The sequence below is a fragment of the Flavobacterium xizangense genome (assembly GCF_054075145.1).
Genome location: NZ_JBSIPG010000016.1, coordinates 21,797 through 35,155, shown reverse-complemented (window position 1 = coordinate 35,155; position 13,359 = coordinate 21,797). Strand labels below are relative to the sequence as shown.

Below are 13,359 nucleotides of genomic sequence, written 5' to 3'. Positions count from 1 at the left end.
AATTATCAAATTTTCTAATTGACACATTTTCTAATTGTTTTATTTTTTTTGAGAGATTTTTCTTCTTTTTTAAATATATTCGCTTTTCATTAAAATATATTTACATGGAAAAATCCCACTTCCCAATTCCCAATTGGTCGGAGGATGACAGACCTCGCGAGAAATTAATGCTAAAAGGAAAAAATGCCTTGAGCGATGCTGAATTAATTGCAATTTTGATAGGTTCAGGCAGCCGAAATGAATCGGCAGTGGAATTGAGCAAAAGGATTTTGGCTAATGCCGATAACTTAAATGCATTGGGAAAAATGTCGATTTCTCAATTGATGAATTTTAAAGGAATAGGAGAGGCGAAAGCTATTACAATTATTGCTGCATTGGAGCTTGGTCGTCGTCGCCGAGCCGAAGATGCTGTCGAATTAATAAAAATTACTTCAAGCAAATTGGTTTTTGAATTGATGCTTCCTATTATTGGAGAATTGGCTCATGAAGAATTTTGGGTACTTTTTCTGAATAATTCTAATAAAGTAATTTCGAAATCACAGCTGAGCAAAGGAGGTATCACGGGGACTATTGTAGATGTTCGGCTGGTTTTTAAACTAGCCCTTGAAAATGGAGCTACTAGCTTGATTTTGTGTCACAATCATCCATCTGGAAATACGCAACCAAGTGAGGCTGACAAACTCATTACGAATCGCATTAAATTGGCGGGCGAAAGCTTAGATGTTAAAGTTTTGGACCATTTGATTATTACTGAAACAAAATATTATAGTTTTGTAGACGAAGGAATTTTTTAGTTTATGAACACCAATATTACAGATGTCTTTTTTGATTTAGATCACACGCTTTGGGATTTTGACAAAAATTCAGAAATGGCTTTTGATCGTATTTTCAAAAGTAAATTTCCAGAAATCAAAACAGAGGATTTTATTGAAAAATATATTCCAATCAATCAGGCGTGCTGGAAGTTATATCAAAACGATGAAATAACACACACTGAACTGCGTTATAACAGATTAAAGCTTTCGTTCGATGCTTTGAATTATGAAATTTCAGATGAAAATATCAACGCGATTGCTACTGATTATATCGAATTTTTGACGGATAATAATCATCTTTTTGATGGAGCAGTTGAAGTTTTGGACTATTTAAAACCAAAATATAGACTACATATTATAACCAATGGCTTTGCAAAAGTTCAGGACAAGAAAATCAAGAATGCATCACTTTCCGATTATTTTAATACTATTACAAATTCAGAATTAGCTGGTGTAAAAAAACCAAATAGTATTATCTTTGATTATGCTGTTAATTTAGCTCAGGCTTCAAAAGAAAATAGTATCATGATTGGTGATTGTTTAGATGCCGATGTAAACGGAGCTTTAAATGCTGGTCTTGATGCGATTTTCTTTAATGAGAAAAAAATTGATGTTGCACAAAATATAAAACAAGTAAACCATTTATTAGAACTTAAAAAATATTTATAATGATGAGAATTAAATTTTTGCTGACTGTATTTTTCATTTCAGTTATCGGATTTGCACAATCTGTAAATGATTACAAAGCGGTTATTGTACCGTTGAAATATGATTTTTTAAAATCTGAAAATCAATATAGAATGTCAACGATAAGCAAAGGAAATTTAACTAAAGCTGGTTTTCAGGCTTTTTATGCAAACGAAGAACTTCCAGCAGAACTTAACGACCGTTGTCAGCTTTTATATATGGATGTAAAAAAAGATAATGGTTTTTTGGTTACTAAACTTTTTGTTGAGTTGAAAGATTGCTACGGTACAGTGGTTTATACTTCAGAAATTGGGAAAAGCAAAGAAAAAGATTACGAAGTGGCGTATAGAGAGAGTTTGAACATGGCTTTTGTTTCAATTAATGGTCTTCATTATAAATATAGCGGAAAAACTGCTACACCTACTGGAAAAGCAGGTATGATTACCGCAGCTCCGGTTGCGATTGCAGCAACTGCAAGACCTTCTCAACCTGTTGTAACTCCTGTTTCTACTCCAGTTGCTGATGTCACAGATCCAAATTTACTTTACGCACAACCAACAGAAAATGGATTTCAGTTGATCGACAAAACACCAAAAGTAGTAATGAAATTATTGAAAACTTCACGTCCAGATTCATTCATTGCTATTAAAGATGGAGTTCAGGGCACTCTGAATGCAAAAGACAATCAATGGTTTTTTGAATATTATCAAAATGATAAATTAGTTTCTGAAAAAGTTTCAGTGAAATTCTAAATATAAAATATGGTTTTAGTAACCATATTTATCTTTCCAACGGTTCTTTAAAAATTCGCGGTTGCTGTTCTCTCTAGAATTGTTTCCGGGATTGTAAAGAACCGTTTCTTTTACGGCATCAGGCAGGAATTCTTGTTCCGCAAAATTATTGGCATAATCATGCGAATATTTGTAATCATCTCCATATCCTAACTCTTTCATCAATTTCGTAGGAGCATTTCGTAAATGAATAGGAACTGGCAAGTCCCCAGTTTGTTTTACTAATTGCTGTGCGTTTCCAATTGCCATATACGAAGCATTGCTTTTAGGAGAAGTTGCTAAATAAATGGCACATTGGCTCAAAATAATTCGGCTTTCCGGATAACCAATAGTGGTTACGGCCTGAAAAGTATTATTTGCCATAATAAATGCCGTTGGGTTTGCATTTCCAATATCTTCGCTGGATAAAATAAGCATTCTTCGGGCAATGAATTTTACATCTTCACCGCCTTCAATCATTCTGGCAAGCCAATATACAGCTCCGTTAGGATCACTTCCTCGAATTGATTTTATAAATGCTGAAATAATATCATAATGCTGCTCGCCTGTTTTGTCATATAAAACAGTATTTTGTTGTACGAGTTCAAAAACGCGATCATTTGTTATTGTGATTTCATCGCCAGCTGAAGCATTTACAACCAATTCAAAAATATTGAGCAACTTTCTGCCATCACCGCCAGAAAGTCGTAATAAAGCTTCTGTTTCCTTTAAAATAATTTTTTTGGAAGCAAGATAACTGTCCACTTTCATTGCGCGATGCAATAAGGCTTCCAGATCCTCTTTTGTAAATGCATTTAAGATATAAACCTGACAACGCGACAATAATGCAGGAATAACTTCAAAACTTGGGTTTTCTGTTGTTGCGCCAACTAGTGTGATCCAACCTTTTTCAACAGCGGCCAAAAGCGAATCTTGCTGAGATTTGCTGAAACGATGAATCTCATCAATAAATAAAATTGGATTTTTGGCAGTAAACAGACCACCGCTTTGTTTTGCTTTATCAATAACATCTCGAATATCTTTTACACCCGAATTGATAGCGCTTAATATATAAAATGGACGTTTTGATTCTTGTGCAATAATTTGTGCCAAAGTAGTTTTTCCTGTGCCAGGTGGTCCCCAAAAAATTAAAGAGGGAATAATTCCTTTTGAAATTTGTTGTGTCAAAGATCCATTCGGGCCAACCAAATGACTTTGACTAATATAATCTTCTAATTTCTGTGGGCGAATACGCTCGGCTAACGGTGCTTCCATTTTGTAAAATTAGTATTTTTTAATTTTAGATTTTGTCTCTTAAAAGTTAAAACAAATGATTCAGAGAAGATTGTTACAATCTGAGACATGTTTTATAATATGACAAATTATCAGTAAATTAGATTTGGACAGTTTTTTGATGCCAATAACTGAATTGATTTCTTAAAATATGAATGAAAAAGATTTTAAATTTTCAACAGCTGTAATTGGGCTTCCTTTATTTTTTGTCCTTTTTTTATGGATAGTTTATTGGTTTCAGATTCGTTTCGATTTTGATTTTTATCAAAACGGAATTTATCCAAGGGATTTTTCGGGTTTGCAAGGTGTTTTGTTCAGTCCTTTTATTCATGAAAATTTAGAACATCTGTATAATAATTCGATTCCGCTGCTTGTTTTGCTGGCTGCGTTGCAATTTTTTTATCCAAAGCAAACTATTCCGGTTATTGCTTATGGAATTTTGTTCTCTGGTTTAATTACATGGGTTATTGGTCGGGAAAATTATCATATTGGCGCAAGCGGGCTGATTTATGTTTTGGTGAGTTTTATTTTTTTCAAGGGAATTCAAACGGGATACTATCGATTGGTGGCACTTTCGCTCTCTGTTATTTTGTTATATGGCGGAATGATTTGGTATGTTTTTCCAGATGTAGATAAAACCATTTCGTGGGAAGGGCATTTGGCCGGTTTCATTACTGGTTTTGTACTTTCATTGTTTTATAGAACGCCAGAATATGCAAAACCTATAATTTACGATTGGCAAAAACCTGATTTTAATCCAGAGGATGACCCTTTTATGAAACATTTCGATGAAAATGGAAATTTTGTAAATACTGAATTTCCAGTGGAAGAATCAGATTTAGGGAATAATTATTTTAGTTCAAATGTTTCTGTTTACTATGTTGTAACAAATTCTGAATCAGAGAATAAAGAATAATGGTATTTCTAATTTGACTTTAAAAGGTTATTTTTGTGTGAAATATTCTAATGTATTTTACTTGTTATGAAGAAGATAGGATTTGTGTTTTTTGTTTTGTTCTTTTTAGTAAATAATAAAGGAATGGCGCAATGCGATATTAAAAATAGAATATTAGCTGATGGATCAATGGTGTATTATTTTGATCCCGAAGTTTTTTACACAACTACATCAAAATCGCTAAAAATTAATATCTTGACCGATAAAGAACATTATTTCATAGCACTTCAGCCAACTCCATTTCCATCAAAAAAAGAAGGGAAGAAAATTAAAGATGATTTAATTATGCACTTGGCGGATAATAAAATATATAAGTTGGCGCATTATGATACGCAGTATATTAAAAATGATTCAATAATGCAGGTTTTGTATTTAATTGATGATAAGGATCTCGATTCGTTTTCTAAATTTGAAGCTTTAGTTGCTGAAATTAAAATGGAAGGGACTGAATTTGTCAGAGACTATAATTTTAAATTGCATAAACGAGCTATTATAAGGCAACTTGCTTGCTTTTTGAAAGAAGAAGAAAAGTGAGATTTACTCGTCGCTTGGCGGCGAATCATTTTTATGCAATAATTTTTTATTTAGATTTTCAAAAAGATTATTGAATGTTATTGCTATAGATGCTGCGTTTACTGTTTGGTTGCCGTTATTTCTGGGAAGATATTCATTAGCATATGTTAATTCGAGTTGGATGTCATCTGTAAATAAATATCCTGCACCAATATTAAATCTGTTTCGGTCAAAAAAGCTTTCTCCGGTTACTTTTGTTCCTGATTTAAAATAAAGTTCGTCTGAGGCGATTACATAAATGACACCTTCTCTTAGAATTTTACTATTAATAGGTTTTATGTATTTAATTTGTTGACGATAACGAAGTACATTTTCGTAATCGTCGTCTTGATTTTTCATGTGTCTAAGCTCTACTCTCATTCGAGTACTTAAAGTATAGCCGGTTTTATGAAAGTAATAAATTCCCTGTAAAGCAAATCTCCATTCGGGAGATTCAAACTGACCAATTTCCGGAACATCTTTATTGTTGTAATAAGCAATGAAACCTGATAGTTTCCATCTTGGCGTTAAATAATAATGACCCCAGCCACGAAGCGATCTTTGAATGTTTTGCTCAAATATATTTGATGAAGATTCTGTACTACTGTAGGTTGCGGCAATATCTAATTCTGTAGACCATTTTTTATTTATGGTTCTATTTAGCTGAATCTCGTTCCAGAATTGATTGTATGTTGTGCTCTGTCCATGAATAATACTTGTAATTAAAAAAATCACAAGTATTAAACTGTTTTTTTTAAATATGGTATGAGTATTTTTTGAAGACATTCATTAGGTTATTTATGAGTCCACTTAATCCTCAATATCGCTCTTTAATTTCTTTGGCGAACAGCTTCGTATAAAAAAGCACCACAAGCTACAGAAACATTTAGGGATCCTATTGAACCAAACATTGGCAGTTTTGCTTTTTCGTCTACAATTTTAAGCACCGAAGGATTGATTCCTCTGTCTTCAGAACCCATAATAATTGCTACAGGCTCGTTTAGCGTTACATCGTAAATATTTTGATCTGTTTTTTCAGTTGCAGCAACAGTTTTGATTCCTGAACCTTGAAGATAAAAAATGGCGTCTTTAATATGTTCAACTTTACAGATTGGAACATTAAAAACAGCTCCAGCTGAAGTTTTTACAGTATCACCATTTACAGGCGCTGAACCAGCTTTCTGAATAATGATACCATTTACTCCAGTACATTCTGCAGTTCTGATAATTGCGCCAAAATTTCTTGCGTCAGAAATTTGATCTAGAATTAAAAATAATGGTTTTGAACCAGATTCAATAGTTGATTCAACTAAATGCTCTAATTCAATAAAACCAATAGGTGAAATTGTTGCGACAGCACCTTGGTGATTATTTGGAGTCAGGCGATTTAGTTTTTCAACCGGTACATAAGAGAAATTAATGTTAGCGCGTTTCATCACTTTCATTAAATCTTTCATTAATTCTCCAGAAATTTCTTTTTGTATAAATACTTTGTCAACTTCTTTTCCTGCCTGAATTGCTTCTATAATGGCTCTAATTCCAAATATTTGATGTTCTTTTTCCATGATGCAAATATAGGTATATTGTTTATATAAAAAAAAACCACTCTGAATGAACAGAGTGGTTTGATATTAAGTTTTTCGGTCTAAAATTAGAATTTATCCCAGAAAAGTTTTGTTGTTAACAAATCTCCACCGATTGCTGTAGAAGCAGCTTTCCAGTTTGTGCTATTTGTTTGTTGCTCAAGAACTGGGTAAGTCATTCTTACAGGAACTTTTCCACCAGCATTGTTGATTGCTGTAGGAGGAGCTAATAATACAGGGAAGTCTAACCTTCTCCAGAAATTCCAACCAGTCAAAGCTTGATTATACATCGCTACCCAAGCTTGCTCTCCAATTGATTTTTTCCAGTTAACTGGGTCGTATGGTTTTGTTGCAAGGTAAGCAGTAGCTTCAGCAGCTGTACCACCCCATTCTAAGATTGAAGCAGTAACTGCTGCATTGTAAGCCGCCGGTGCTGCAGCTGTATTCCAACGTGCATTTGCTTCAGCAACGTAGAAAGCAACTTCTGTATAGGTTAAGATATTTCCTGGAGTATCTGGAGTATATGCATAATCTCCAGCATGAGAATAATCTGCAAATTCACCACCTTCACCAATTGGAAGGCCAATGTATTGACCACCTTTTGTTGTAAAGTAACCAGGTCTTCTAGGATCGTTAGAAGCATTCATGTAATCAACTAGAGTTTTTCCACCAACGAAATCTTCTCTACCACTAGCTTCTAAGTTTTCATACAAAGGATTGTAGTTCGGTGAATCTGGTAAATATGGGAAATGTCCATTATTAGCTGGTGATGTCATCACTCCTGCTGCAATAGCGGCATTAGCTGTTGTTTGTGCTAAACTTGGGTTAGAATCGGCAATTCCAATTGCTAATTTTAATTTTAAAGAGTTAGCAAATATTCTCCAGCTAGGAATATCTCCATTGTAATATTTGTCACCTTTAGTGAAAGATGGGAAGTCATGATCCTCAGCAACATTTGTCAAGTTAGCTGTTGCAGCAGTGATTCTTGTAATTAAATCTTGATAGATAGTTGCTCCGTCATCATATGCAGGTAATGGATATTTATTAAGATCTGCAGCTTGAGTGTAAGGAATATTTCCAAAAGTGTCTACTAAAAGTTGGTACGTGTACACCTGCATGATTTCAATAATAGCTAATTGATTCTTTTTGTTTACTGGCCAGTCAGCAAGTTCACTTGCAGTTGGAGCATAAGCATTGATAATCTCTTTAGCTTTGTTTAGATTTTTCAGTACGTTAACGTAATTATCTGAGTAAATTTGGTTAGAAACATTACGGTTTGTAAAGTCATAATTACTTTCGTTTACATACGTTGTTTCTTGCCAGTATTGCATTGTCAATCTAAAGTTGTTCTCGTTTACGCTTGGAGTATTAACATAGTCGCTTAATTCTTTTTGTGCGTAAGTGATCAATGATCCCGGTACAGTGGTATAGGCACTATTTGGGTCGGTGTTTGCATCTTCATTAACACAAGCCGTCATTGACAAGCCTATTGCTAATATTGCTATGATTTTTTTCATCTTCATTTTTTTTAAAAATTAACTTTGACATTAAAAGAAATATTTCTTGTTGTCGGCATAGGTCCTGATTGGTAACCTTGTGTGTTACCTGAAGACAATCCTGCTTCTGGATCTGAGTAAGGCAAGCTTTTGTCAATGATCCAAAGATTGTTACCTATTACACTAAAAGAAGCTCCTTTAATTGCACTTCCTAAAATGCTTGAAGGAAGATTATAAGTCAATACAACCTCTCTTAATTTTACAAATCCAGCGTCATAAACAAATGCAGCAGCAGGTGGGTCAGTACCTAAAACCTGGCTAGACTGAGATCTGTCTAATCTTGTTGTGTTTGTAACATATTGTGGTTGAGATCCTCCAGGTGTGTATGCAGGATTTAGCATTACACCTTGTAAAACTTCACCACCACCGTTTGCTAATGTATTTCTGATAGGGTTTCCTAAGTCGTTGTTTCCAACTGAGTTAGCATAGATACCTGTTCCGTATCCGTAATATTGGTCAAGTGAGAAAACGCTTCCTCCCTTTTTCATATCAATTAAGAAGCTGAAAGAAAGGTTTTTGTAGTTGAATTTGTTGTTGATACCACCAATCCAATCTGCTTGGTAAGTTCCCAATTTGTTGTCAGTAGTTGTAGAAACTTCGTATGCACCGTTAGCACCAATAATTCTGTTACCGGCATCATCTAATACGTAAGTTGTTCCCCAAATTTGGCCATAATCTTGGTTTAATGGAGCATTGATACTAATACCTCCTTGAAGAGAGTTGATGTTGATGTTTTCAATACCTGGAGCCAATTCTGTAACTTTAGTATTAGGATTTGACCAGTTAACACTAATGTCCCAAGAGAAGTTGTCTGTTTTAACTGGAGTTCCAGTAAGAGTAACCTCAAAACCTTTTGTTGTCAACGTACCAGCGTTTACAGTGCTGAAAGCTGATCCGGTTGATGTTGATACCGGTAATGGTAAAATTTGATCAAATGCTTTGTTTTGGAACCAAGCAACATCAAATCCAAGTCTATTTTGTGCAAATTGCATATTCAAACCAATCTCTACGTTGTCTAATTGTTGTGGTTTTAAGTTTGCATTTTTAGCAGTAGTATTGAATGAATATACTGGAGTTCCAAATGGAGTTCTAGCAGTATAAGAATCCATTAATTGGTTTGGATCTGTATCAGAACCTACTTGAGCATAAGCAACTCTGAATTTACCAAAGTTGATGAACTCAACATCTTTTAACCAGTTTGAGAAAACAACACTTCCAGATATTGCAGAATACCAGTATGCATTGTTATCAGCTGGAAGAGCAGAAGACTCATCTCTTCTAACAGAACCTTCTAAGTAGTATGTTCCTTTGTATCCTAAAGTCGCTTGTGCGAATAAACCCAATACTTCTTTTCTTGTGTCTACAATTCTAGGAAGTGCAGGAGCAGAAAGTGAGTTAGAAATAGTGTATAATCCAGGGATGTATAAACCTCCTGAAGTCATTTGTTGGTTAATGAATCTGCTTTGTACGTTGTAGTTTGTACCAAGAAGAACGTTAAGATTTAAATCTTCGCTTAAGTCTTTTTTATACGTAGCTAAGAAATCATAGTTTTGCTCGCTGAAGTTGTACAAATCTAATGCGTAACCTGATGGCTGAGCAGGAAGATTTTGAAGGTTTGAGTTAGAACCAAGAGTTGCTGGAGTTGAACCTGGAGCAATTCTGTCTTCTGTTTTTAAGTTGAAGCCGTCAGTACCAACTCTACCTGTAAAGCTTAAGTTTTTATTTACGTCGTAAGTAATACTTGCGTTAGCAGCAACTCTTTGTCTGCTATCGTTGTTGTAGTTTTCATATCTTTGGAAGTAAGGGTTATCCCAGTATGCTGGAGTAATATCTGCAGCACTTTTGATGTTCCAAGTATAATTTTGGCGGTGTGCGAAATATAAATCTCTTTGCTCGTTAAGGTCAACGTTTGTTGCCCACCATTGTCTGAAACCAGCTAATTGGTTTCCTCCGTATCCAGTTGAGTTTCTGTTTCTTGTGTTTTGTGAAACATAAGTCGCATTGAAAGTAGAACTTAATTTGTCGTTGAATTTGTAAGTACCGGCAAAGTTAAAGTTGTTTTTGCTTAATAATGAATTTGGCAAAATGTCTCTGCTGTCTGTATTTGCGTAAGTTAATCTGTAAGTAGCTTTTTCAGTACCTCCGTTTAACGAGATGTTGTTGATTGTAGATGTTCCTGTATCAAAAAATTCGATTGGACCATTGCTAGCAACTTTCCATGGAGTTTGTTTTCCGTAATTAGGAGAATCTGGAGTAAAAGCATCATATTGCCATACTAATGAGCCATCATACTTTGGTCCGTAAGAAGCATCGTCTCCAGATCTAGATCTTGGTTGTCCGTTGTAGGTAGAGAATCTTTGTCCGAAATAACCTTGACCATATTCAGTTTGGTATTTAGGGAAAGTTGTTTTGTCTACAGTAGACATAGTGTAAGAAGAAGAGAACTCAACTGATAAATCAGTTCTAGATTTTCCTTTTTTAGTTGTAATGATGATTGCACCATTTTGTGCTCTAGATCCGTAAAGTGCAGTTGCAGCAGCACCTTTTAATACGTTGATCTCAGCAATGTTGTTTGGGTTGATATCTGATGCAGCGTTACCGTAATCGTAACCACCTCTACCACTTTTTTGATCATTACTGTTTACGTTGTTGTTCAAAATTGGCACACCATCAACTACAAATAAAGCCTGGTTGTCACCCAAAAGTGATTTGAAACCTCTAAGAACCACGTTTGTAGATCCTCCAAAGTTAGTACCCTGAGTTACACTAAGACCAGCAACTTTACCAGATAAGTTGTTAGTAAAGTTTCCTGTTGGTACAGTTCCAACTTGCTCAGCTGATACTGTTTGAGCAGAATAACCAAGAGATTTTTTCTCTCTTTTAATACCTAAAGCAGTCGTTACTACAACTCCTTCAAGTTCTTGAGCGGCTGCTGCTAATTTTACGTTTAATGAAGTAGAACTTGCTGCTACTTCCTGGGTTTTCATTCCAATGTAGCTAAATACCAAGACTTGGCTTGATGTTGCTTTGATAGTAAATTTACCATCAAAATCAGTTTGCGTTCCAGCTTTTGTTCCTTTAACTAATACACTCACACCTGGTAAAGGCATTCCGGCATTGTCAGAAACTGTCCCTGAAACGGCTCTTTCTTGCGCAAAAGTAAGTTGCGCCACTAGCACTAATAAAAGCACTAAGAATCCATTGAACTTTAGTTTCATTTTTAAATATTTTGAATTAGTATCGCAAAACTCTTAATAATTTGTTAACTATCCTAATATTAGATTAAACTTTTTTCAGTTACTGCTAAAATTTAACATTATAACATATGTTTACGATAGTGTTATATAATTGTAACTCTTCAATATTTTGACCACCATTTGTGAGATTTATTTTTAATAATCCGTTTGGTGTCTGTAAAACTGTGCCGATTCCTAATCCTATTAATTTTTTTGTTTTGTTTGGGTCAATTGCGGATGTTAAGTCTTGATATATGCCATAATCTGCTATTGTATGTATATAAATATTTGGTGTGAATTTATATCGATACTCTGTAAGAATTAAAAAATTAAAGTTTGATTGCAAACTGTTTTCTAAAAATCCTCTAATGGAATTCATACCGCCAAAACGAAACAATTCGCTAGAGATATAATTTTTGCTCTGAAGATAAAAATTTTGTGAATTTATGTTAATGAAATTTTTGGAGTTAATCTCAAAATTATACGATGCATTTAAATTTGTGTAAAATTGCGTACTCGGTCCAGCTGTTTCAGGATCATTGTTTGTGTTTCTTTTTCCGTAACCAATTATCCAGTTAACAAATGCTTTTCGCGGAACTAGATTGTTTTTGTGGTCAATTCGTTTGTAATCAAAACTTGACGTTAAAAATGCGTTTTTAAAATCGCTGATTTGTAAATTGTTAATATTTTGAATATCGCTCGATTCCGTTGATTGATATCCTACATAAATTTTGGAATTGTAATTTATGTAGTATCCTAAATCAATTGCGTTTTTTGTGTTTTGAAAAGTACTGTCTTGTTTGAATATGTTCAATTGGGCTTTTATTCCTAATGGAGATTTGAAGATGTACGGAATTTCTAATTTTGCGTTGAAAGTTTTTTGTTGGTTTCCATCGCTTTTCCAGTACAAAGAAAATTGTTCGCCAGCATGAAGCGTGTTTAATAAGGTAATGTCTATATATCCATTTATATTCATTTTACTCTCATCGTCGTTTGAGAATCCAATATAACCATCAAAAGTATTTGCTTTTCTTTTTTCTATATAAGTGTAAATTTTTGTTGAATCAGTGGTGAATAGTATTTCGGGATATTTCGTTTGCGAAATAAATTCATAACTGTTTATGTCTTCGTAAAGTTGCTGTGTTGTTTCTTGATTGAATGTCTTGTTTAGATATTTTTTGTTAAGTTGTTTGAGGTGTCCTTTAGGGAAAAAATCTTTTGCTTTCGAATTTGTGTAATTGAGAATAATTGAATTTATAGTTCTTTTTTTTTCTGATTTGAAATTTAAGTCTGCATAAATTATGGATTTCTTTTTTCGGATATTTTCAAGTTTGATTTTGCTTAGTGCGAAACCTTGTTTTTCTGCATCAATGATTTTTTGATTTAAATAGTTTTCTACCTTAATGTATGGAATAATTATGGTGTCATTTGTTGGTTCTTCCGAATAAAAAAAAGAATTATTTGTACCTATATATATATGTATGTATTTTGTTTGTTCTTTTAAGTCAATTTCTGCAGTATAAATGCTGTCGTTTATTTTAATTGTGTTTTGAATCTTGTTTTCTGTATAGCCAATTTTTGATAGTTTTTCTGATATGTTTTTTATCTCATCAGTTAATGATTTTATATTTAAGTGCTCTTTGCTGTAGTTTAAAGAATCAATGATTTGATTTTCAGTTTTGTTTGTTCCCTTTATTGTTAAATGAAAATTTTGTGCATAGCTAGATAAGCTCATTAAGCAAAGAAGGGATATTTGTAATAAGAGTTTCAAAAGCTTTTTTTCATTTGTTAATAGTATTGCAAATATCTATTGTTTGTTTGTAAAAACATAAGGTTAAATAATGTTCTTGAAAATTAATGAATTAACGTTTGTATAGTGAAAAATATTTTATACATTTGCAACCCCGTAAAA

The 13,359-nt window shown here is 33.7% G+C and carries 11 protein-coding genes; 5 read left to right on the top strand and 6 right to left on the bottom strand.

The window, feature by feature from the left end:
- The first annotated feature begins 104 nt into the window (after window positions 1–104).
- From radC to ACWA1B_RS21670, 3 genes are read left to right on the top strand one after another with little or no spacing between them, the layout of a single operon-like run.
- Window positions 105–794 (top strand): RadC family protein, encoded by a 690-nt coding sequence (radC, locus tag ACWA1B_RS21680; protein WP_456910557.1) that lies wholly within the window; start codon window positions 105–107, stop codon window positions 792–794.
- A 3-nt stretch (window positions 795–797) separates the two neighbouring features.
- The gene (locus tag ACWA1B_RS21675; RefSeq protein ID WP_456910555.1) at window positions 798–1,484 is read left to right on the top strand and encodes a YjjG family noncanonical pyrimidine nucleotidase; all 687 of its coding nucleotides are present in this window, start codon (window positions 798–800) and stop codon (window positions 1,482–1,484) included.
- Between the two features lie 2 nt (window positions 1,485–1,486).
- The gene (locus ACWA1B_RS21670) at window positions 1,487–2,254 is read left to right on the top strand and encodes a hypothetical protein (protein WP_456910657.1); all 768 of its coding nucleotides are present in this window, start codon (window positions 1,487–1,489) and stop codon (window positions 2,252–2,254) included.
- A gap of 15 nt (window positions 2,255–2,269) precedes the next feature.
- On the opposite strand, the gene ACWA1B_RS21665 is transcribed toward ACWA1B_RS21670, so the two are convergent.
- Entirely contained in the window at window positions 2,270–3,547 is a 1,278-nt protein-coding gene (locus ACWA1B_RS21665; protein ID WP_456910553.1) for a replication-associated recombination protein A, read from the bottom strand.
- Window positions 3,548–3,716: 169 nt separating this feature from the next.
- On the opposite strand from ACWA1B_RS21665, the gene ACWA1B_RS21660 reads away from it, so the two are divergent.
- On the top strand, window positions 3,717–4,481 hold the full coding sequence (locus tag ACWA1B_RS21660; protein WP_456910551.1) for a rhomboid family intramembrane serine protease: 765 nt from the start codon (window positions 3,717–3,719) through the stop codon (window positions 4,479–4,481).
- 66 nt (window positions 4,482–4,547) lie between these two features.
- Complete coding sequence (locus ACWA1B_RS21655) at window positions 4,548–5,054, top strand: hypothetical protein (protein WP_456910549.1); 507 nt, start codon at window positions 4,548–4,550, stop codon at window positions 5,052–5,054.
- Window positions 5,055–5,057: 3 nt separating this feature from the next.
- Here ACWA1B_RS21655 and ACWA1B_RS21650 read toward each other — a convergent pair whose 3' ends face one another.
- From ACWA1B_RS21650 to ACWA1B_RS21630, 5 genes are all read right to left on the bottom strand, one after another.
- Complete coding sequence (locus ACWA1B_RS21650; RefSeq protein WP_456910547.1) at window positions 5,058–5,858, bottom strand: DUF2490 domain-containing protein; 801 nt, start codon at window positions 5,856–5,858, stop codon at window positions 5,058–5,060.
- A 44-nt stretch (window positions 5,859–5,902) separates the two neighbouring features.
- Complete coding sequence (gene rlmB, locus ACWA1B_RS21645; RefSeq protein ID WP_456910545.1) at window positions 5,903–6,637, bottom strand: 23S rRNA (guanosine(2251)-2'-O)-methyltransferase RlmB; 735 nt, start codon at window positions 6,635–6,637, stop codon at window positions 5,903–5,905.
- An 86-nt stretch (window positions 6,638–6,723) separates the two neighbouring features.
- Window positions 6,724–8,172, bottom strand: coding sequence for a SusD/RagB family nutrient-binding outer membrane lipoprotein (locus ACWA1B_RS21640; RefSeq protein ID WP_456910543.1), 1,449 nt, complete (start codon window positions 8,170–8,172; stop codon window positions 6,724–6,726).
- An 11-nt stretch (window positions 8,173–8,183) separates the two neighbouring features.
- On the bottom strand, window positions 8,184–11,429 hold the full coding sequence (locus tag ACWA1B_RS21635) for a SusC/RagA family TonB-linked outer membrane protein (RefSeq protein WP_456910541.1): 3,246 nt from the start codon (window positions 11,427–11,429) through the stop codon (window positions 8,184–8,186).
- A gap of 85 nt (window positions 11,430–11,514) precedes the next feature.
- Window positions 11,515–13,182 carry a BamA/TamA family outer membrane protein gene (locus ACWA1B_RS21630; RefSeq protein WP_456910539.1) on the bottom strand — a complete coding sequence of 556 codons (1,668 nt, stop codon included), beginning with the start codon at window positions 13,180–13,182 and terminating at the stop codon, window positions 11,515–11,517.
- Window positions 13,183–13,359: the final 177 nt, after the last annotated feature.